This is a genomic window from Streptomyces sp. PTL18 (genome assembly GCF_059510295.1).
The window spans coordinates 345,674-365,266 of record NZ_JCAJZO010000003.1 but is presented as its reverse complement, the minus strand read 5'-3'; the positions used below and the strand labels follow the sequence as shown (position 1 = coordinate 365,266).

19 protein-coding genes are annotated in these 19,593 nt (G+C 72.2%); 8 read left to right on the top strand and 11 right to left on the bottom strand.

Annotated elements, in window-relative coordinates; translation table 11 throughout:
- Positions 1–157: 157 nt before the first annotated feature.
- From AC5WS8_RS08605 to pdhA, 3 genes are read right to left on the bottom strand one after another with little or no spacing between them, the layout of a single operon-like run.
- The gene (locus tag AC5WS8_RS08605; RefSeq protein WP_496102694.1) at positions 158–1,552 is read right to left on the bottom strand and encodes a dihydrolipoamide acetyltransferase family protein; all 1,395 of its coding nucleotides are present in this window, start codon (positions 1,550–1,552) and stop codon (positions 158–160) included.
- Positions 1,552–2,556 (bottom strand): alpha-ketoacid dehydrogenase subunit beta, encoded by a 1,005-nt coding sequence (locus AC5WS8_RS08600; protein WP_496102693.1) that lies wholly within the window; start codon positions 2,554–2,556, stop codon positions 1,552–1,554. The genes AC5WS8_RS08605 and AC5WS8_RS08600 overlap by 1 nt, the downstream gene beginning before the upstream one ends.
- Complete coding sequence (gene pdhA, locus AC5WS8_RS08595) at positions 2,553–3,698, bottom strand: pyruvate dehydrogenase (acetyl-transferring) E1 component subunit alpha (protein ID WP_496102692.1); 1,146 nt, start codon at positions 3,696–3,698, stop codon at positions 2,553–2,555. The genes AC5WS8_RS08600 and pdhA overlap by 4 nt, the downstream gene beginning before the upstream one ends.
- 189 nt (positions 3,699–3,887) lie before the next feature.
- Here pdhA and AC5WS8_RS08590 point away from each other — a divergent pair, with 189 nt between their 5' ends.
- Positions 3,888–4,373, top strand: a complete 486-nt coding sequence (locus AC5WS8_RS08590) for an Lrp/AsnC family transcriptional regulator (protein WP_496102792.1) — start codon at positions 3,888–3,890, stop codon at positions 4,371–4,373.
- Positions 4,374–4,437: 64 nt separating this feature from the next.
- Here the strand turns inward: AC5WS8_RS08590 and AC5WS8_RS08585 are convergent, their stop codons facing one another.
- Both AC5WS8_RS08585 and AC5WS8_RS08580 read right to left on the bottom strand, forming a co-directional pair.
- Positions 4,438–5,028 carry a TetR/AcrR family transcriptional regulator gene (locus tag AC5WS8_RS08585; RefSeq protein WP_496102691.1) on the bottom strand — a complete coding sequence of 197 codons (591 nt, stop codon included), beginning with the start codon at positions 5,026–5,028 and terminating at the stop codon, positions 4,438–4,440.
- Complete coding sequence (locus tag AC5WS8_RS08580; RefSeq protein ID WP_496102690.1) at positions 5,025–6,539, bottom strand: 3-hydroxyacyl-CoA dehydrogenase; 1,515 nt, start codon at positions 6,537–6,539, stop codon at positions 5,025–5,027. Before AC5WS8_RS08580 ends, AC5WS8_RS08585 begins: the two co-directional genes overlap by 4 nt.
- Positions 6,540–6,712: 173 nt before the next feature.
- Here AC5WS8_RS08580 and paaN point away from each other — a divergent pair, with 173 nt between their 5' ends.
- A complete protein-coding gene (gene paaN, locus AC5WS8_RS08575) occupies positions 6,713–8,404 on the top strand; it encodes a phenylacetic acid degradation protein PaaN (protein ID WP_496102689.1) in 1,692 nt (563 codons plus the stop codon).
- A gap of 16 nt (positions 8,405–8,420) precedes the next feature.
- On the opposite strand, the gene AC5WS8_RS08570 is transcribed toward paaN, so the two are convergent.
- Genes AC5WS8_RS08570 through AC5WS8_RS08560 form a run of 3 tightly spaced genes read right to left on the bottom strand, consistent with a single transcriptional unit; the run spans position 8,421 to position 11,329 of the window.
- Entirely contained in the window at positions 8,421–9,191 is a 771-nt protein-coding gene (locus AC5WS8_RS08570) for a TrmH family RNA methyltransferase (RefSeq protein ID WP_496102688.1), read from the bottom strand.
- A 21-nt stretch (positions 9,192–9,212) separates the two neighbouring features.
- The gene (locus AC5WS8_RS08565) at positions 9,213–10,451 is read right to left on the bottom strand and encodes an HTTM domain-containing protein (protein ID WP_496102687.1); all 1,239 of its coding nucleotides are present in this window, start codon (positions 10,449–10,451) and stop codon (positions 9,213–9,215) included.
- A complete protein-coding gene (locus AC5WS8_RS08560; RefSeq protein WP_496102686.1) occupies positions 10,448–11,329 on the bottom strand; it encodes a DUF5819 family protein in 882 nt (293 codons plus the stop codon). The genes AC5WS8_RS08565 and AC5WS8_RS08560 overlap by 4 nt, the downstream gene beginning before the upstream one ends.
- A 299-nt stretch (positions 11,330–11,628) precedes the next feature.
- Here AC5WS8_RS08560 and paaA point away from each other — a divergent pair, with 299 nt between their 5' ends.
- From paaA to AC5WS8_RS08530, 6 genes are all read left to right on the top strand, one after another.
- A complete protein-coding gene (gene paaA / locus AC5WS8_RS08555) occupies positions 11,629–12,627 on the top strand; it encodes a 1,2-phenylacetyl-CoA epoxidase subunit PaaA (protein ID WP_496102685.1) in 999 nt (332 codons plus the stop codon).
- On the top strand, positions 12,624–12,911 hold the full coding sequence (gene paaB, locus AC5WS8_RS08550; RefSeq protein ID WP_189706842.1) for a 1,2-phenylacetyl-CoA epoxidase subunit PaaB: 288 nt from the start codon (positions 12,624–12,626) through the stop codon (positions 12,909–12,911). Before paaA ends, paaB begins: the two co-directional genes overlap by 4 nt.
- Positions 12,908–13,627 carry a 1,2-phenylacetyl-CoA epoxidase subunit PaaC gene (gene paaC / locus AC5WS8_RS08545; protein WP_496102684.1) on the top strand — a complete coding sequence of 240 codons (720 nt, stop codon included), beginning with the start codon at positions 12,908–12,910 and terminating at the stop codon, positions 13,625–13,627. The genes paaB and paaC overlap by 4 nt, the downstream gene beginning before the upstream one ends.
- Positions 13,621–14,160 (top strand): 1,2-phenylacetyl-CoA epoxidase subunit PaaD, encoded by a 540-nt coding sequence (gene paaD / locus AC5WS8_RS08540; protein ID WP_496102683.1) that lies wholly within the window; start codon positions 13,621–13,623, stop codon positions 14,158–14,160. Before paaC ends, paaD begins: the two co-directional genes overlap by 7 nt.
- Positions 14,160–15,224: a 2Fe-2S iron-sulfur cluster-binding protein gene (locus AC5WS8_RS08535; RefSeq protein WP_496102682.1), complete on the top strand. Its 1,065-nt coding sequence runs from the start codon at positions 14,160–14,162 to the stop codon at positions 15,222–15,224. The genes paaD and AC5WS8_RS08535 overlap by 1 nt, the downstream gene beginning before the upstream one ends.
- A gap of 126 nt (positions 15,225–15,350) precedes the next feature.
- Complete coding sequence (locus AC5WS8_RS08530; protein WP_496102681.1) at positions 15,351–16,487, top strand: acyl-CoA dehydrogenase family protein; 1,137 nt, start codon at positions 15,351–15,353, stop codon at positions 16,485–16,487.
- A gap of 71 nt (positions 16,488–16,558) precedes the next feature.
- On the opposite strand, the gene AC5WS8_RS08525 is transcribed toward AC5WS8_RS08530, so the two are convergent.
- The 3 genes from AC5WS8_RS08525 to AC5WS8_RS08515 form a co-directional block, all read right to left on the bottom strand.
- Positions 16,559–16,888, bottom strand: coding sequence for a rhodanese-like domain-containing protein (locus AC5WS8_RS08525; RefSeq protein ID WP_496102791.1), 330 nt, complete (start codon positions 16,886–16,888; stop codon positions 16,559–16,561).
- A 79-nt stretch (positions 16,889–16,967) separates the two neighbouring features.
- Complete coding sequence (locus AC5WS8_RS08520; RefSeq protein WP_496102680.1) at positions 16,968–17,861, bottom strand: hypothetical protein; 894 nt, start codon at positions 17,859–17,861, stop codon at positions 16,968–16,970.
- A gap of 116 nt (positions 17,862–17,977) precedes the next feature.
- A complete protein-coding gene (locus AC5WS8_RS08515; RefSeq protein ID WP_496102679.1) occupies positions 17,978–19,408 on the bottom strand; it encodes a DUF2252 domain-containing protein in 1,431 nt (476 codons plus the stop codon).
- Between the last annotated feature and the right edge of the window lie 185 nt (positions 19,409–19,593).

Genomic DNA, 19,593 nt, shown 5'->3' with positions numbered 1-19,593 from the left:
TGCGGGGCAGCGCCCGAAGCCGGGGCCGCGCGCGTTTCGGGGGCAGCGCCCGAAGCCAGGACCGCGCCCGAAGCCGGAGCAGCGCCCGAAGCCAGGACCGCGCCCGAATCCGGAGCAGCGCCCTGAGCCAGGACCGCGCCCGAATCCGGCCGTCGGCTCAGAGGGTGCGCAGCAGCACCGCGGGCTGTTCCACGCAGTCCGCCACGTACCGCAGGAAGCCGCCCGCCGTGCCGCCGTCGCACACCCGGTGGTCGAAGGTGAGCGAGAGCTGCACGACCTGCCGCACCGCGAGTTCGCCTTCGTGTACCCAGGGCTTGGGGACGATACGGCCGACGCCGAGCATGGCCGCCTCGGGGTGGTTGATGATCGGCGTCGAGCCGTCGACGCCGAACACGCCGTAGTTGTTCAGCGTGAACGTCCCGCCGGTGAGGTCCGCGGGGGTGAGGCTTCCGGCGCGTGCCGCCTCGGTGAGCCGCGCGAACTCCGCGGTCAGCGACTCGGCGTCCCGCGTGTGCGCGTCGCGTACGACGGGGACGACGAGCCCGCGCCCGGTCTGCGCGGCGAACCCGAGGTGCACCTTGCCGAGCCGGACGATCTCCCGGGCCTCCGTGTCGACGGTGGCGTTGAGCTCCGGGAACCGGGCGAGCGCAGCGGTGCAGATGCGGGCCAGAAGCGCGAGCAGGGAGATCTTCGGGCCGCCGGCCGCGTTCATCGCCGCCCGCGCACGCATCAGCTCGGTCGCGTCGGCGTCCACCCAGCACGTCGCGTCGGGGATCTCGCGCCGGCTCCGGGAGAGCTTGTCGGCCACGGCACCGCGCACCCCCTTGAGGGGGACACGGGTACCGGCGAGGGCCTCGGGGCGCTCGGGGAGAGCCGTCTCGGCCGCCGGAGCGGTCAGCGTGGCCTTCGGCGTCTCCTCGCGGGCCGCCGTGGCCTTCAGGGCGCCTTCCACATCGGCCCGCAGGATCAGCCCGTCGGGTCCGGACCCCGTCAAACGTCGCAGATCCAGGCCGTTCTGGCGGGCGAGCCTACGGACCAGCGGGGAGATGACCGGGACGGGGCCGTCGGGGTGCTCCGGGGCGGTGCGGCGCCCGGCGCGCAGGGGAGAAGCGGGCACGGGGGACTGGGCGTCGCGCACCTGGGCCTGGGCGGCGGGCCCGGCCGTCCGACGGCCGTCGGAGGGCTCGCCGGCCGTGGACCGGACGCCGGGCCGCGGCGGCCGTACCCTGCGGCGACGCGCCGGAGCCGCCGATGTGCCGTATCCGACCAGCACGTTCCCGGACGACTCCTCCGCCGGCTCCGCCGACGCGCCGACGGCGACCGTCAACAGCGGTGCTCCGACCGGCAGTTCCGCACCCTCCTCGCCATAGCGGGCGGTGACCACACCGCCGTAGGGGCAGGGCACCTCGACCATGGCCTTGGCCGTCTCCACCTCGACGACCGGCTGGTCGACCGCGACGACGTCGCCGACCTGCACCAGCCAGCGGACGATCTCCGCCTCGGTCAGTCCCTCCCCGAGGTCCGGCAGCCTGAACTCCAGCACCTGGGCCATCAGCTCTCCGCCTCCCACTGCAGCCGCCCCACGGCATCCAGGATCCGGTCGACGCCCGGCAGGTGGTGCCGCTCCAGCATCGGCGGCGGATACGGGATGTCGAACCCCGCCACCCGCAGCACCGGCGCCTCCAGGTAGTGGAAGCAGCGCTCCGTCACGCGCGCGGCGATCTCCCCGCCGGGCCCGCCGAACCCGCTCGACTCGTGCACCACCACGGCCCGGCCCGTGCGGCGCACGGATGCGGTGACCGTCTCGTCGTCGAAGGGCACCAGCGCCCGCAGGTCCACGACTTCGAGGTCCCAGCCCTCGGCGCGCGCCGCCTCGGCCGCCTCCAGGCACACCGGAAGCGAAGGACCGTACGTGATCAGCGTGGCGCTGCGTCCCGGGCGCCGCACCACCGCACGGCCTATCGGCTCGACGGCCTCGGGTTCCTCCGGGTTCCACGTGTCCTTCGACCAGTACAGCCGCTTGGGCTCCAGGAAGACGACCGGGTCGTCCGAGGCGATCGCGGCCCGCAGCAGCCCATAGGCGTCGGCGACGGTCGCGGGCGTGACGACGTGGAGGCCCGGAGTCGCCATGTAGTACGCCTCGGAGGAGTCGCTGTGGTGTTCCACACCGCCGATGCCTCCCCCGTAAGGGACGCGGACGGTGATCGGCAGCGGCATCGCGCCACGTGTGCGGTTGCGCATCCGCGCGACATGGCTGATCAGCTGCTCGAAGGCGGGGTAGGCGAACGCGTCGAACTGCATCTCGACGACCGGCCTGAGGCCGTACATCGCCATGCCGACGGCCGTGCCGAGGATGCCCGCCTCGGCGAGCGGCGTGTCCGTGCATCGGTCGTCGCCGAACTCCTTGGCGAGTCCGTCGGTGACGCGGAAGACACCACCGAGTGTGCCGACGTCCTCGCCCATGACATGCACGGACGGATCGGCGGCCATGGCGTCGCGGAGCGCGCGCGTGAGGGCCTGGGCCATGGTGGCCGGCTTGAGGGCCACGGTCGTCATCGCCCGGCTCCTTCCGGTCCGGCGGTCTCGGCGTCGAGCTCGGCACGCAACTGGGCCTCCTGCTCGGCCAGTTGGGCGGTGGGCTCGGCGTACACGTGGGCGAAGAGGTCCGTCGGGTCGAGGGCCGGGTCCTGGTTCATACGGGTGCGCAGGTCGGCGGCCAGGGCCTCGACGTCCTCGCGCGCGGCCCGTATCCCCTCCTCGTCGAGCAGTCCGCGGTCTGTCAGCTCCCGCTCCAGCAGCGCGATCGGATCGTGGTCGCGCCAGGCCTCGACCTCGGCTTCGGCGCGGTAACGGGTCGCGTCGTCGGCGTTCGTGTGCGCGTCCAGGCGGTACGTCACCGCCTCGACGAGCGTGGGGCCGTCTCCGGCGCGCGCGTGCGCGACGGCGTCGGCGAGCACCTGGTGCACCGCGGCGGCGTCGTTGCCGTCGACCAGGCGGCCCGGCATGCCGTAACCGACGGCCTTGTGGGCGAGGGAGGGCGCCGCGGTCTGCTTGGCGAGCGGCACGGAGATCGCGAAGCCGTTGTTCTGGACGAGGAAGACGACCGGTGCCTGCCAGACCGCGGCGAAGTTCATGGCTTCGTGGAAGTCGCCCTCGCTGGTGCCGCCGTCGCCGACCAGGGCGAGCGCCACCACGTCGTCGCCCTTCAGGCGCGCGGCGTGCGCGAGGCCCACGGCGTGCGGCAACTGGGTGGCGAGGGGGGTGCACAGGGGGGCCACGCGGTGCTCGTACGGGTCATAACCGGTGTGCCAGTCGCCGCGCAGCAGGGTCAGGGCGTGGACCGGGTCGACGCCGCGGGCCACTGCGGCGAGCGTGTCGCGGTAGCTGGGAAAGAGCCAGTCGCGCTCCTCAAGGACGAGCGCGGCGGCGACCTGGCAGGCCTCCTGCCCGGTGCTGGAGGGGTAGACGGCCAGGCGGCCCTGCTTGGTCAGCGCCGTCGCCTGCGTGTTGTACCGACGTCCGCGCACCAGCCCGGCGTACAGGCGGCGCAGCAGCTCCGGGTCGGCCTTGGCGGCCGCCTCGGTGCCGAGGACGCGGTACGGCAGCGCGTCGGGCAGCAGCGGTGCGGGATCGGTACGGGGCTGCCAGGCGGGCGGCGGGGTCGGCCGGTAGGCACCCCGCTGCTCCATGACCGTCATGACGGCACCTCCTCGTGGGAGCGGCTTCAGGCGCGCCACGGGAGTGATGCGCCTCACCTACCGATTGTTCGGTCGACGGCACATTTTGGCTACAGGCCCCTCCAGGCTGTGGACAAACGGTTCTCCACACCTTGAGATGGACGCAGTACGTCCATGGTAGAGAGGCGGGGGTGCATGGCATCTGAACAAATGGCCGAGCCGGCGGAGCACGTCCCCGTTCCGCCGCCCCCGCGCCCGCTCGACGCGATCGACCGGGACATCCTGCAACTGCTCCAGGCGGACGGCCGTGCCTCCATACGGGCGGTCGCCGAGCGCGTCCACGTCTCGCGCGCCAACGCCTACGCGCGGATCAACCGGCTCATAGAGGACGGGGTGATCCGCGGCTTCGGGGCGCGTGTGAACCATGAGCGCGCCGGCCACGGGACATCGGCGTACATCACCCTGAAAATCGTCCAGAACTCCTGGCGCACCGTCCACGAACAGCTGCGCAGGCTTCCCGGCGCCGCCCACATCGCCCTGGTGGGCGGCGACTTCGACGTCCTGCTGCTGGTGCACACGCCCGACAACCGGGCGCTGCGCGAGCTGGTCCTCACCCGGCTCCAGGCGATCCCCGAAGTGCTCAGCACACGCACACTGCTGGTGTTCGAGGAGGAGGACGTGGAGCCGGAGAGCTAGGGACTCTCGTTCGGATCATGCCGGGCTCGGGGAGCCTGGCTTCGGGAGACCTCGAAGGCCCCGCTCACGACTCCTTGCGGAGACCGCCGAAGGCCAGCCGCACGACCGCGTCGGCCACTTCCCGCTCGCCCATGCCGCGTCCGTCGGGCCGGTACCACTCCACGATCGAGTTGATCATCCCGAAGACGAGCCGCGTGGCGAGCCGCACCTCCACGTCGCCGCGCACGTCCCCGTCGGCGGCCGCCGCCTTGAGCAGCTCGGCGACCCGGTGGTCGAACTCGCGGCGCCGCTCCAGCGCCCACCGCTCGGTGCCGGTGTTGCCGCGTACCCGCAGCAGCAGCGTCACATACGGCAGTTCGGCGGTGAGCACCTCGACCATGCGTCTGACCACGTACTCCAGCCGCTCCACCGGGCGCCCCCCGCACGCGTGCTCCTCGTCCAGGATGGCGAACAGCCCGTCCAGCGCCCGGCTGACGGCGCGGCGCAGCAGCTCCTCCTTGCCGGCGACGTGGTGGTAGATCGACGACTTGGAGATGCCCGCCGCCTTGGACAGGTGCTCCATGGAGGTGCCGTCGTAGCCGCGCTCGTTGAAGACCTGCACCGCGACGGAGAGCAGGCTCTCCGGGGTGTAGGTGTCGCGCTTGGCGGTGGTCATGGGGTGCCCTCCCGCTTCTCGGAGGCGTACGCGTGGCAGTAGAGCGCGAGGGACGGGGCGTACCGTCCCGAGGGGTCCCGCAGGTGCAGGTCGTCCAGGACGCCGTAGGCCCAGTCACGGCCGAGCCCGCGGCTCCACTCGAAGGGGCCGAGGGGGTAGTTGACACCGAGCCGCATCGCGGTGTCGACGTCCTCCTCGGTGGCCACACCCTTGGCGACGGCGTCGTGCGCGAGGTCGATGATGCGGGCCACCGTGCGGGCGACGATCATGCCGGGCACGTCCCCGATGACGCTGACGTCCTTGCCGAGCGCCTGGAAGAGCCCGGTGGCCTCGGCCAGGGTGTGCGCGGAGGTGTCCTGGGAGGCGGACAGGGCGATGCGGGTCGCCCTGCGGTAGTCGAGCGCCAGGTCGAAGTACACGACGTCGCGGAACTCGACGGAGGTCTGCCCGTCGGCGAGGACGAGCTGGCCGCCGCTCGGCAGCACCAGGCGCGTGCCGTTGTCCTCGTCCTCCTCACGCACCCCGATACCCGCCTCGCGGATCAGCGCGAGCAGTTCGGAGGCGGGGCCGAGGTCCCCCTCGGCGATCACGTACGAGGGTGCCTGCGCCTTCTCCGCGGTGTGCGGCTCGGGCCGCTCGGCGCCGTCCGCGTAGTCGTACCAGCCGCGTCCGCTCTTGCGGCCGAGCCGGCCCGACTCGACCAGTCGCCGCTGCGCGAGCGAGGGCGTGAAGCGCACGTCCTGGAAGAAGGACTCCCACACGGAGCGGGTGACGGACTCGTTGACGTCCTGCCCGATCAGGTCGGTCAGCTCGAAGGCGCCCATCCGGAAGCCGCCCGACTCCCGCAGCACGGCGTCGATGGTGGCCGGGTCGGCGGCCTGCGCCTCGTACACCGCGAACGCCTCGGCGTAGAAGGGCCGCGCGATGCGGTTGACGATGAAACCCGGGGTGTCCGCGCAGGCGACCGGGGTCTTGCCCCAGGCGCGGGCCGTCTCGTACGCGCGCGTGGCCGACGTGACGTCGGTGGCGAACCCGGAGACGACCTCGACCAGCGGCATCAGCGGCGCAGGGTTGAAGAAGTGCAGTCCGACGAAGCGGCCCGGGACCCGCAGCGCGCCGCCGATCGCGGTGACGGACAGGGACGAGGTGTTGGTGGCGAACAGGCAGTCCCCGCCGACGATGTCCTCCAGCTCACGGAACAGCTGCTGCTTCACCTCCAGGCGCTCCAGGACCGCCTCCACCACGAGCGCGCAGTCCGCGAGAGCATCCAGGCTCTCGGCGGGCAGCAGGCGGACGCGGGCCGCGTCGCGCTCGGCGGCGGTGAGCCGGTCCTTCTGGACGAGCCGGTCGAGACGCGCGCCGATCGCCGCGGCCGCCTCGCGGGCGCGCCCCGGGACGGCGTCGTACAGCCGTACGGGGTGACCCGCGACCAGCGCGACCTGGGCTATGCCCTGGCCCATGGTGCCGGTGCCGACGACGGCCACGGGGCTGCTGAGGTCGAGTGCTGTCATGTGCGCGATCCTCCCGCACGGGGTTGTCCACAGATGCGGCGGACCCCCTTGTCCACAGATACGGCTGACACCCTTGTCCCGACCGATCGTTCGGTTACTCTAACCCTGTCCGGCTGTTCCTGCCCAGGTCACGAGCTCAAGGAAGAGCTCTCAAGACGAGGAGTTGGTCCCGCATGGCCGCCGAACTCACCGCGCACCAGCTGATCGCCCAGCACCGGCCCACCCTCGACCAGGCGCTGGAAACGATCCGTACACGTGCGTACTGGTCCCCCCACCCCGAGCACCCCAAGGCCTACGGGGAGAACGGCAGCCTGGACGCGGCGGCGGGCAAGGCCGCCTTCGAGGCGCTCCTCGGCTCCCGCCTCGACCTCGGCCAGCCCGGCACGGACGACTGGGCGGGCGCCGAGGTCTCCCCGTACGGCATCGAGCTGGGCATCACCTATCCGCACGCGGACATCGACGTACTGCTGCCCGCCATGCGCGCGGGCCAGAAGGCGTGGCGCGACGCCGGCGCGGAGATGCGCGCGATGGTGTGCCTGGAGATCCTCAAGCGCATCAGCGACCGGACGCACGAGTTCGCGCACGCGGTCATGCACACCAGCGGCCAGGCATTCATGATGGCGTTCCAGGCGGGCGGCCCGCACGCGCAGGACCGCGGCCTGGAAGCGGTGGCCTACGCGTACGTGGAGCAGGTCCGCACACCCGACACCGCCGAGTGGACCAAGCCCCAGGGCAAGCGCGACCCGCTGGCGCTCACCAAGACGTATCGGGCCGTCCCGCGCGGCATCGCGCTGGTCATCGGCTGCAACACCTTCCCGACGTGGAACGGCTACCCCGGCCTGTTCGCCTCCCTCGCCACCGGTAACGCGGTGCTGGTCAAGCCGCACCCGCGCGCGGTGCTGCCGCTCGCGCTCACGGTGCAGGTGGCCCGCCGGGTGCTCGCCGAGGCGGGCTTCGACCCGAACCTGGTGGCGCTGGCCGCCGAGCGCCCCGACGAGGGCATCGCCAAGACGCTGGCCGTCCGCCCGGAGATCCGGATCATCGACTACACCGGATCGACGGCGTTCGGCGACTGGCTGGAGGCCAACGCCCGCCAGGCCCAGGTCTACACCGAGAAGGCCGGCGTCAACACGGTCATCGTGGAGTCGACCGACGACTACAAGGGGATGCTGTCCAACCTGGCGTTCTCCCTGTCGCTGTACAGCGGCCAGATGTGCACCACCCCGCAGAACCTGCTGATCCCGCGGGACGGCATCACCACGGACGAGGGCCCGAAGTCGTACGACGAGGTGGTCGCCGGCCTGGCCAAGGCGGTGGACGGCCTGCTGGGCGACGACGCGCGGGCGAACGCGCTGCTCGGCGCCATCGTGAACCCGGACGTCAAGGCCCGCCTGGAGGCGGCGGCCGGGCTCGGCGAGGTCGCCCTGGCCTCGCGGGAGATCTCCAACCCGGAGTTCCCGAAGGCCGTCGTCCGCACGCCGGTCATCGTCAAGCTCGACGGCGCCAAGCCGGACGCGGAAGCCGCCTACATGAGCGAGTGCTTCGGCCCGGTCGCCTTCGCCGTCGCGGTGGACTCGGCGACGGACGCGGTGGAGCTGCTGCGGCGCACGATCAGGGACAAGGGCGCGATGACGGTGGGCGCGTACACCACCTCCGAGGAGGTCGAGCAGGCCGTCGAGGAGGTCTGCCTGGAGGAGTCCGCCCAGCTCTCGCTCAACCTGACCGGCGGGGTGTACGTCAACCAGACGGCTGCCTTCTCCGACTTCCACGGCTCGGGCGGCAACCCGGCGGCCAACGCGGCCCTGTGCGACGGGGCGTTCGTGGCGAACCGCTTCCGCGTGGTGGAGGTGCGCCGGGAGGCCTGATAGGCCTGTCGGCGGCTCAGGAGGATGCGCCCCCGGTCGCGCTCCAGTGGTACAGCGTCATGGCCACACTGGTGGCGAGGTTGTAGCTGGAGACCTGGGGGCGCATCGGCAGGGACACGAGGTGGTCGGTACGGTCGCGCAGCTCGGCCGAGAGACCGCTGCGTTCGGAGCCGAACGCGAGCACGGCGTCGTCGGGGAGTTTCAGTGCGCGGAGGTCTTCGCCCTCGGGGTCCAGGGCGAAGACCGGGCCGGGCGGCAGTTCGGCCACGGTCAGCCGCTCCACTGCGGTCGCGAAGTGCAGCCCGGCCCCACCGCGGACCACCGTGGGATGCCAGGGGTCGAGCGTGCCCGTCGTGACCACCCCGGTCGCGCCGAAGCCGGCCGCGAGCCGGATCACGGCGCCCGCGTTGCCCAGGTTGCGGGGGTTGTCGAGGACGACGACGGGAGCGGTGCGTGGGGTGCGCCGGAGCTTCTCCAGGTTGGCCTCACGCGAGGGGCGCTGGGCGAGGGCCGCGACCCCCGTGGGGTGTGGGCGCGGGACCAGCATCTGATAGGCGGCCTCGGGGACCTCCCTCAGCAGCGCGTCCAGGGCGTCCCGTACGTCGGGTGCGAGGTCGTCGGCCAGGGCGAGGGCCGCACCCCGGTCGGTGGTGACGGCGACCGGCACCCGGGCGTGGAAGCGGACCGCGTGCTTGAGCGCGTGGAAACCGTCGAGCAGCACGCAGGAGCCGGCGAGCCTGCGCCAGGTGGTCAGCGGGTCGGTGGCGCCGCGGGACGGGTCGGTCATGCTGTGCAGCCTACGTGCGGCTCACGCCGGCGAGCCTGCCTGTGCCGGGTCGGTCGGCTCCTGCGTGGGCGGCCGGTGCGGGCGCGGGCGAGGCAGCGCCCGGGCGACGCGGCCCGCGGCCAGGCGCCCACGCGCGCGTGACGCCCAGCCGCCCAGCCGCCGCAAGAACGACGTCGGCAGGAACACGGAGTCGGCGGCGATCATCGCGAGGGAGAAGAACGGCAGCCCGAGGACGACGGCGATCACCGCGTGCTCGGTCATCATGAAGGCCAGCAGGACGTTCTTCACACGCCGGTTCAGGAGGGTGAAGGGGAAGGCGACCTGCGCGGCGACCGTTCCGTACGTCACCAGCAGCACCATCGTGCCGTGCGAGGACAGCAGGTCGGACAGGACGGGCCAGGGCGAGAAGGACTCCAGGTGCAGCGGATAGTAGACGGCGGTGCCGTCCTGCCAGCGCGAGCCCTGGATCTTGTACCAGCCGGCGGTCGAGTAGATCAGACACGCCTCCGCCATGATCACGAGCAGTGCGCCGTTGTGCACCAGGTTCGCGACGACGTCCAGCAGGACACGGGGCTCACCGTCCGGGGCGCGCCGGACGACGTACCACCACAGGCCCTGTACGGCCCACAGCCCCCAGTACACGGCAAGCCAGCCGGCGTCGAGCCGGCCCGCGCACGTCGCCAGGGCCAGCGCGAGGCCGAGCGCGCCCCACAGCACGGGCCCCGCCCGGTCGGGACGTGGCCGCTCCCCACGCGCGCGTGCGGCACGCGCGCGTGCGGCACGCGCGCGCCGTTCACGCCGCTCGTCCAGCGACCACACCTGCCCGCAGCGCGTGAAGACCAGGTAGATCGCCATCAGATGGATGACGTTGTCACCGCCGTCGCCCATGAACACGCTGCGGTTCTCCAGCGACAGCACGCCCACCATGAACAGCACGGACATCGTGCGGGTGCGCCAGCCGACCAGGAACAGGACGCTCGACAGCACGGCGAGGGCGTACACGGTCTCGAACCAGGCCCGGCCGTCGGACCACAACAGGATCGTGAAGGCGTGGTTGTTTGCGATGAGCTGCCGGGCCAGGTCCCAGCTCCACGGGCCGTCGGGTCCGTACATCTCCTGGCGGTGGGGGAACTCCCGCAGCAGGAACAGCAGCCAGGTGGCGGCGAAGCCGATGCGCACGACGGCGGTCTGGTAGGGGCCGAGGGCGGTGTCGGCCACTCGGGCGATGCCGCGCGAGAAGGACGGGGCGACACGGTTCACCAGGTCCTCGCCCCCGCCCGCTCGCCGTCCGGAAGCGACCACCAGGGCAGCTGGCGGTGGGCGGGCGTGCTGGACACCTGTTCGTCGCTCCACTTGGGCGGCGGCACGTTGGTGACGCGGGAGCGGACCTGGACACTTTCGAGGCTCTCTCCGCGGCCTGCCGCGTGCTCCCGGCCGAGGCGCATCACGACCACGCGGCGCAGATAGTCCTCGGACAGGGCGCCGCGCAGGCCTGCGGGGCGGTTCTCGCCGTCGTGCGAGGCGGCGAAGAAGTCCCAGGCGCGACGCAGCTCGTTCTGCTGGGTGTGGCTCGGCAGCAGGTTGCCGTCGACGGCGGCGCCGTCGAGCGCCGACAGGTCGTACCAGCCGGTCGTCCGGACTCCGCCGTTTTCGGTGCGCACCTCGGCGCGGACCTGGACGTCGATGTTCTGCTGCAGCGGGTCGGGCGCGAACAGCTTCCAGTTCTGTTCGAACTCCGGGTAGATCCAGTCGTCGATCGCCTTGCCGTGTTTCTTCGTGAGCGTGTTCGGTGGCGCGACGTGCAGGAACACCATGCCCAGGTGCACACAGGCGGTGACGGCGACGGCCGCGAGCGCCACCGCGGCGGCGACCTGGTAGCGCAGCGAGAGGGCGGCTATGCCGGTGCGGGGCGCGGAGGCCGCGGCGGTGGAGTCCGGGGAAGCGGATTCCGGGAAGGCAGATTCCGGGGCCGGGGAGGCTGCGGTACGGGCGGGAGGGGCACCACCCCGCGCGTCCTTCTCTTTCTCCTGCGCTTCGGTGACGTCCCTCCTGGCCCCCTCGGACAGGGCGGACACCGGGTCGGCAGGGTGCCCCGGCCGATCCGGCCGGGCGTCCGGCTCCTTGTCGTACGTGTCCATCCCGCCCCGTCTCCCGAGCTTTCCTGCAGTCGTGCCGTCCTGTGCCGCCGTCCGGGCCATTGCCTGCCGTGTGTCCGCCGGGCCGCGAGGGCCGCCTCACCCGTTCGCAGCACGCCGGGCAGGTGCACCCGGAACGGTACTCAGCCCCGCCCGCCCCGCACAGCCCCATCGGCGCAGCGGGCCGGACGGTCGCCGCAGGTTGTCCACAGCGGTTGACACCCTACGGCGCCCCACCTCACCATTGATATCGACCGGACCGAACGATCGGTCGGGAGAATGTGAACGGTCAGGGGGACCGCATGGCGACAGCAGCAGCGCACCCGACGGCCCGCGCGGACGACGCAGGGGCGGACGCGACGGCGTACGAAGCCGTGTTCGACGCCGCCGTGGCCGCCGACGAGCGCATCGAGCCCCGCGACTGGATGCCCGAGGCCTACCGCGCCACCCTCATCCGGCAGATCGCCCAGCACGCGCACTCCGAAATCATCGGCATGCAGCCGGAAGCCAACTGGATCACGCGCGCTCCCTCACTGCGCCGCAAGGCGATCCTGATGGCCAAGGTCCAGGACGAGGCGGGACACGGGCTGTATCTGTACAGCGCCGCGGAGACGCTCGGCACCAGCCGCGACGAACTCCTCGACAAGCTGCACACGGGCCGCCAGAAGTACTCCTCGATCTTCAACTACCCGACACTGACCTGGGCGGACGTCGGCGCCATCGGCTGGCTGGTGGACGGCGCGGCGATCACCAACCAGGTGCCCCTGTGCCGCTGCTCCTACGGGCCGTACGCGCGCGCGATGGTCCGCATCTGCAAGGAGGAGTCCTTCCACCAACGCCAGGGCTACGAGCTGCTGCTGGCCCTGAGCCGAGGCACACCGGAGCAGCACGCGATGGCGCAGGACGCGGTGAACCGCTGGTGGTGGCCGTCGCTGATGATGTTCGGCCCGCCCGACGACGAGTCGGCCCACTCCGCGCAGTCGATGGCGTGGAAGATCAAGCGACACTCGAACGACGAGCTGCGCCAGCGTTTCGTGGACATCTGCGTCCCCCAGGCCGAGTCCCTGGGCCTGACCCTCCCCGACCCGGACCTGAAGTGGAACGAGGAGCGGGGGCACCACGACTTCGGCCCCATCGACTGGACGGAGTTCTGGGAGGTTCTCAAGGGCAACGGCCCCTGCAACGAGCAGCGGCTGACCCAGCGCACCCAGGCCCACGAGGAGGGCGCCTGGGTGCGCGAGGCAGCCGCGGCGTACGCGGCGAAGCACAACAGCGGGACGACGGGAGCGCAGCACGCATGACGAACACCGACTGGCCCCTTTGGGAGGTCTTCGTGCGCTCACGCCGCGGGCTCTCCCACACCCACGCCGGCAGCCTGCACGCCCCGGACGCCGAGCTGGCCCTGCGCAACGCGCGCGACCTCTACACCCGCCGCGGCGAGGGCGTCTCGATCTGGGTGGTGCCCTCCACCGCGATCACCGCGTCCTCCCCGGACGAGAAGGACCCGTTCTTCGAGCCGGCCGCCGACAAGCCGTACCGGCACCCGACCTTTTACGAGATCCCGGAAGGGGTGAAGCACCTGTGACCGTCACCGTGCACACCGCGGCCGCCCTGGCCCTCGGCGACGACGCCCTGGTGCTCTCGCACCGCCTGGGGGAGTGGGCAGGCCACGCGCCGGTACTGGAAGAGGAGGTCGCCCTCGCCAACATCGCCCTCGACCTGCTGGGCCAGGCCCGGGTGCTGCTGTCCATGGTGGGCGACGAGGACGAGCTGGCCTACCTGCGCGAGGAGCGCGCCTTCCGCAACCTGCAGCTGGTGGAGCAGCCGAACGGCGACTTCGCGCACACCATCACCCGCCAGCTGTACTTCTCGACCTACCAACGGCTGCTGTACACCGAACTCACCGCCGGGGACAGCGCGTTCGTCGGACTCGCGGCCAAGGCGGTCAAGGAGGTCGCCTACCACCAGGACCACGCCGAGCAGTGGACGCTGCGGCTCGGCGACGGCACGGACGCCAGCCACGAGCGGATGCGCCGCGCGTGCGAGGCGCTGTGGCGCTACACGGGAGAGATGTTCCAGCCGTTGGAAGGCCTGGACGCCGACTGGACCCGCATGGAACAGGCCTGGCTGGACTCGGTCGGCGACGTCCTGCGCCGGGCCGGCCTCGACGTTCCGAACGGGCCGCGTACCGGGGCGTGGACGGCGGGCGCGGGACGGCAGGGCCTGCACACCGAACCGTTCGGGCGGATGCTCGCCGAGATGCAGCACCTGCACCGCAGCCACCCGGGGGCGTCATGGTGACGGCCACGGCCCTCGAAGAGGAACTGCGCCGACTCGCCGGCTCCGTTCCCGACCCAGAGCTGCCCGTGCTCTCCCTGGAGGAGCTGGGCGTCCTGCGGGCTCTCCATGTGCGCGGCACGGACGCGGTGGAGGTCGAGCTCACCCCGACCTACACGGGATGCCCCGCGCTCGAAGCGATGTCCGTGGACATAGAACGAGTGCTGCGCGAGCACGGCGTGCGGGAGGTCGTCGTACGGACGGTCCTCAGCCCCGCGTGGTCGACGGACGACATCACCGAGGAGGGCCGCCGGAAGCTGAAGGAGTTCGGCATAGCGCCCCCTCGCGTCCGCGGGCGGCACGCGTCGGGCCCGGTGCCCGTCGAACTGGGCCCGACCCGCACCCGCGCCGACTCCACCGAGGCGGACCCCGTGCACTGCCCGTTCTGCGGGTCCGCCGAGACCGAGCTCCTCAGCCGCTTCTCGTCCACCGCGTGCAAGGCGCTGCGCCGCTGCCTGGCCTGCCGTGAGCCGTTCGACCACTTCAAGGAGTTGTGATGGCCAGGTTCCACCCACTCCCGGTGGCCTCGGTGGAGCGGCTCACCGACGACTCCGTGGCCCTGACCTTCACCGTGCCGCCCGCACTGCGCGAGGAGTACCGCCACGCCCCCGGCCAGCACCTCGCGCTGCGCCGCACCGTCGACGGCAGTGAGATACGGCGTACGTACTCGATCTGCTCCCCCGCTCCGGCGTCGGACGAAGGGGGCCCGCGCACACTGCGGGTCGGGGTACGGCTGGTCGAGGGCGGAGCCTTCTCCACCTACGCGCTCAAGGAGATCGCCGCCGGGGACGAGCTGGAGGTGATGACACCGGCGGGACGGTTCACGCTGGAGCCGGCACCCGGGCTGTACGCGGCGGTGGTGGGCGGCAGCGGAATCACCCCCGTGCTGTCGATCGTGACGACACTCCTGGAGCGGGAACCCGGTGCACGGTTCTGCCTCATACGCAGCGACCGCACGACGGCCTCGACGATGTTCCTGGAGGAGGTCGCCGACCTCAAGGACCGCTACCCCGAGCGGTTCCAGCTGGTCACGGTGCTCTCCCGGGAGGAGCAGCAGGCGGGACTGCCGACCGGGCGGCTCGACCGGGAGCGGCTCGACCGGCTGCTGCCGGCGCTGCTGCCCGTGGAGGAGGTCGCCGGCTGGTTCCTGTGCGGACCGTTCGGGCTGGTGCAGTCGGCGGAGCGGGCGCTGCGCGGACTGGGGGTGCCGCGGACGCGGATCCACGAGGAGATCTTCCATGTGGACGACATGGCCGTGGCCGCACAGGCCGCCCCGGCTCCCGCACACAGCACGGTGACCGCCCGGCTCGACGGACGCGGCGGAACCTGGCCGGTCCGCGACGGCGAGTCGCTGCTGGAGACGGTGCTGCGCAACCGGCCCGACGCCCCCTACGCCTGCAAGGGCGGGGTCTGCGGCACCTGCCGGGCCTTCCTCGTCTCCGGTGAGGTCCGGATGGACCGCAACTTCGCGCTCGAGCCGGAGGAGACGGGTGCTGGATATGTGCTCGCATGCCAGTCACATCCGGTCACGGAGTCGGTGGAGCTGGACTTCGACCGGTGAGCGCCTCCCGCGAGGATGCTCGCTGAACGTCACGGGGAGGGCCCGTCCACGAACCGTTCCCTTCTTCTAGAACATGTTCTATCTTGACGATCCGTCAGATCAGCGGACCCGCCAGGAGGACAGGCCGTGGACTTCACCTTCACCGAGGAGCAGCAGGCGGCGGTCGAGGCGGCGAGGGCCGTGTTCGCCGGGGTCGCGCCGGACCGGGTGCCCAGCCCCGCGCTGACCGCCGGCGCCGTCGCCGACGACTTCGACCGGGCGCTGTGGGCGCAGCTCGCGAACGCGGACCTGCTCAGCCTGCTGCTGGACGGTGAGCACGGCGGTGCGGATCTCGACGCGATCGGCCTCTGCCTGGTACTGCGGGAGTCGGCCAAGGTGCTCGCACGGGTGCCCCTGCTGGAGAACACGGCCGCGGCGGTCGCCGTACAGACCTACGGCAGCCCGGAGTTGAAGGAGGAACTCCTCGCACGGACCGGCCGGGGAGAAACAGTCCTCACGGTCGCCGCACACGGCCGCACCGGGCACGACCCGGCCGAACTCGCGGTGGTGGCGCGGCAGGAGGGCGACACGTGGGTGCTCGACGGGACACAGACGGCGGTCCCGTGGGCTTACAACGCCGACGCCCTCCTCGTACCGGCCCACACCGACGATTCCGGCCGCGCCGTCCTCGCCCTGGTGCCACGCATGCAGGAGGGCGTCGTTCTGGCCGAGCAGCTCTCGACGACCGGGGAGCGGCTCGCCGAGCTGCGACTGGAGTCGGCACGCATCGCCCGGCGGTACCTGCTCGACGCCGAGGGGGCCTGGGAGTGGCTGCGCCTGCTGCTCACCACCGGGACATGCGCGCTCGCGCTCGGCCTCGCCGAGAGCGCGCTCAGGATGACGAGCGAGTACACCGGCAAACGGGAACAGTTCGGGCACCCCATCGCCACGTTCCAGGCGGTCGCGATGCAGGCTGCCGACCGGTACATGGACCTGCGCGCCATGGAGGCCACACTCTGGCAGGCCGCGTGGCGGATCACGTCCGGCAGGGCGGGAGCGCTGCCGGCGACCGGCGACGTGGCAGTGGCGAAGATCTGGGCTTCGGAGGGCGTACGGCGGGTGGTGCAGACCGCCCAGCACCTGCACGGCGGCTTCGGCGCCGACACCGATTACCCCCTGCACCGCTACCACGCCTGGGCCAAGCACCTGGAGCTGGCCCTCGGCCCGGCCGCGGCGCACGAGGAAACGCTGGGCGACCTACTGGCGGCACACCCGCTGCGCTGAGCGGGGTGGACACCGCCCGACAAGGTCCGGCCGAAAAGTGCCGGTCCAGAGCCCGACGTCCCTCGGCCGGACTACAGCACGACGCCGGGCTCGCCCTTGGCGTCCACGACCGGGCGGCCCCGGGCGGCCCAGACCTGCATTCCGCCGTCGACGTTCACCGCGTCGATGCCCTGCTGAGCGAGATACATCGCCACCTGAGCCGAACGGCCCCCCGAACGGCAGATCACATGGACCCTGCCGTCCTGCGGCGCCACCTCCGTGAACTCTCCGTAGCGTGCGACGAACTCACTGAGGGGGATGTGCAGCGCCCCCTCGGCGTGACCCGCCTGCCACTCGTCGTCCTCGCGGACGTCCAGCAGGAAATCGTCATCCTTGAGGTCCGCGACCTCGACCGTGGGCACACCAGCTCCGAAATGCATACCCCGACGCTACCCGACGCCGACACGGAACTGCCCGTCACCGTGGACGGCCGCCCTCGGCTCAGCCGCGCAGCGCCTCCAGCTCGGCTTCCTTCTGCGCGACCTGGGCCAGCAGCTGCTCCGCGATCTCCTCGAGGAGGCCGTCGGGGTCGTCGGGGGCGAGCCGGAGCATCGAGCCGATCGCGCCCTCCTCCAGCTCCCGGGCCATCAGGGTGAGCAGTTCCTTGCGCTGGGACAGCCACTCCAGGCGGGCGTACAGCTCCTCGCTACGGCTGGGCCGGCGCTCCTCGGGGACAGGGCCGGCAGCCCACTCCTTCGACAGCTCCCGCAGCAGGGCCTCGTCACCGCGGGCGTAGGCGACGTTGACCCGGGCGATGAACTCGTCCCGCCGTTCGCGCTCATCCTCGTCCTGGGCGAGGTCCGGGTGGGCCTTGCGGGCCAGCTCGCGGTACAGCTTGCGGGCCTCCTCGCTGGGACGCACGCGCTGCGGAGGCCGCACGGGCCGATCCGTCAGCATGGCCTGCGCCTCCGGGAACAGCCCGTCGGAGTCCATCCAGCCGTGGAACAACTCCTCCACACCCGGCATCGGCAGGACCCGGGCGCGTGCCTCGTGGGCGCGGCGTATGTCCTCCGGGTCCTGGGTTCGGGCGGCCCGCGCCTCGGCGATCTCCGCGTCCAGCTCCTCCAGGCGCGCGTACACGGGGCCGAGCTTCTGGTGGTGCAACCGGGAGAAGTTCTCGACCTCCACACGGAAGGTCTCCACGGCGATCTCGTACTCGATCAACGCCTGCTCAGCCGCCCGCACGGCCCGCTCCAGCCGCTCCTCGGGGCGCGCCCCGGCACCCCCGGCCCCGGACCCGGCGTCCGCCGCGCCCTCACCCGAGCCGCCACCCTCGGCGACCGGTTCCTCGGCAGCGGGAAGGGGCTCGCTCTGCTCGGCATCCGGCGTCGTCACCGCACCAGCCTAAGACACGGCCGTGGGGGCTCTGCCTCGGTCCGGTGAGGTGGGGATGCCCGGGATAGCGACACCTTGGGGGCTCCCCCTCCCCCCTCCCCTCCCTCCCGCCCCCCTCAGACCCCTGTCTCCCCCGCAATCCGCCCCCTCCGCACCGCCGCCACCAACTCCGCGTGGTCCGCCTCGGTGCGGTCGGCGTACGTCACGGCGAACGCGGCCGTCGCCTCGTCCAGTTCCTCGTTCTTGCCGCAGTAGCCCGCTATCAGGCGCGGGTCGGCGCTGTGGCTGTGGGCACGGGCCAGCAGCGCGCCGGTCATGCGGGCGTAGTCGTCGATCTGGTCGGCGGCCAGGGCGGCCGGGTCGACGCTGCCCTTGCGGTTGCGGAACTGCCGTACCTGGTAGGGGCGGCCGTCGACCGTCGTCCAGCCCAGCAGGATGTCGCTGACGACCTGCATGCGTTTCTGCCCCTGGACGACCCGACGTCCTTCGTGCTCCACCTCCGGCACCGGGTGGCCGGCCGTGGCGAGGTGGGGCAGAAGGGCTGACGGACGGGCCTCCTTGACCTGGAGGATCAGCGGTTCCCCCCGGTGGTCGAGAAGCAGCACCACATAGGAGCGGGTGCCCACGCTGCCCGTGCCTACGACGCGGAACGCCACGTCGTGCACGGCGTACCGGGCGAGGAGCGGGAGCCGGTCCTCGGGCAGCGTCGCCAGGTACTCCTCCAGCGACGCCGTGACGGACTCGGCTTCCGCGTCCGGTATCCGGCGCAGCACCGGCGGCGCGTCCACGAAGCGCCGACCGCCGTCCTCGACCGGCTCCGTCGCCTTCGCCGCGAACCGGCCGCTCGTGTTGGCCCGCGCCTTCTGCGAGACCCGTTCCAGCGTGCCGACCAGATCGCGGGCGTCCGTGTGGGACACGAGCTCCTCGTCCGCGATCGCGTTCCAGGCGTCAAGGACGGGGAGCCTGGCCAGCAGGCGCATGGTGCGCCGGTAGGCGCCGACCGCGTCGTGCGCCGCCTGCCGGCACCGGTCCTCGTCGGCCCCCGCCTCACGGCCGGCGAGCACCAGTGAGGCGGCGAGCCGCTTGAGGTCCCACTCCCAGGGGCCGTGCACCGTCTCGTCGAAGTCGTTCAGGTCGATGACGAGGCCGCCGCGGGCGTCCCCGTACAGGCCGAAGTTCGCCACGTGGGCGTCGCCGCAGATCTGGGCGCGGATGCCGGTCACCGGGGTGCGTGCGAGGTCGTAGGCCATGAGGCCCGCCGAGCCGCGCAGGAACGCGAAGGGTGTGGCCGCCATCCTGCCGACGCGTATGGGTGTGAGCTCGGACAGGCGGCCGCGGTTGGACTCCTCGACGGCGCCGACCGCGTCCGGGCGGTCGACGTCCAGCAGGAGTTCGGCGTGGGCCCGGCGGTGCACCCGTGCGCGCAGTGCCTTGCCCTCCTCCTTCGGCGAGCCCTCGGCCGGCCACCGTGCGAAGCCCCGCACCGCGGAGATCCTGGCCGCCCGCCGCAGCTCCGCCGTCCCCACCCCGGCCTCGACCTCGGTCACACCGATCGCCTCCCCCGCTGTCCGTGCAGCTGTGTGAACATCGACTGCCCAGACCGTACCTGGCGGGCGCCGAGGCGTGTCAGGCCTGTGGACAACTCACCGGTTCCGGCTCGCGACAGGACGGCTGAAGGCCGGCGAGAGGTCCGGTCCAAGGAAGCGGACTCCCGGTGGCGACGCCGGGCCGC

Excerpts from the sequence above, each read along its gene's own strand:
- AC5WS8_RS08605 (WP_496102694.1), bottom strand. The coding sequence starts at position 1,552 with ATGGCCCAGGTGCTGGAGTTCAGGCTGCCGGACCTCGGGGAGGGACTG.
- AC5WS8_RS08600 (WP_496102693.1), bottom strand. The coding sequence starts at position 2,556 with ATGACGACCGTGGCCCTCAAGCCGGCCACCATGGCCCAGGCCCTCACG.
- pdhA (WP_496102692.1), bottom strand. The coding sequence starts at position 3,698 with ATGACGGTCATGGAGCAGCGGGGTGCCTACCGGCCGACCCCGCCGCCC.
- AC5WS8_RS08590 (WP_496102792.1), top strand. The coding sequence starts at position 3,888 with ATGGCCGAGCCGGCGGAGCACGTCCCCGTTCCGCCGCCCCCGCGCCCG.
- AC5WS8_RS08585 (WP_496102691.1), bottom strand. The coding sequence starts at position 5,028 with ATGACCACCGCCAAGCGCGACACCTACACCCCGGAGAGCCTGCTCTCC.
- AC5WS8_RS08580 (WP_496102690.1), bottom strand. The coding sequence starts at position 6,539 with ATGACAGCACTCGACCTCAGCAGCCCCGTGGCCGTCGTCGGCACCGGC.
- paaN (WP_496102689.1), top strand. The coding sequence starts at position 6,713 with ATGGCCGCCGAACTCACCGCGCACCAGCTGATCGCCCAGCACCGGCCC.
- AC5WS8_RS08570 (WP_496102688.1), bottom strand. The coding sequence starts at position 9,191 with ATGACCGACCCGTCCCGCGGCGCCACCGACCCGCTGACCACCTGGCGC.
- AC5WS8_RS08560 (WP_496102686.1), bottom strand. The coding sequence starts at position 11,329 with ATGGACACGTACGACAAGGAGCCGGACGCCCGGCCGGATCGGCCGGGG.
- paaA (WP_496102685.1), top strand. The coding sequence starts at position 11,629 with ATGGCGACAGCAGCAGCGCACCCGACGGCCCGCGCGGACGACGCAGGG.
- paaB (WP_189706842.1), top strand. The coding sequence starts at position 12,624 with ATGACGAACACCGACTGGCCCCTTTGGGAGGTCTTCGTGCGCTCACGC.
- paaD (WP_496102683.1), top strand. The coding sequence starts at position 13,621 with ATGGTGACGGCCACGGCCCTCGAAGAGGAACTGCGCCGACTCGCCGGC.
- AC5WS8_RS08535 (WP_496102682.1), top strand. The coding sequence starts at position 14,160 with ATGGCCAGGTTCCACCCACTCCCGGTGGCCTCGGTGGAGCGGCTCACC.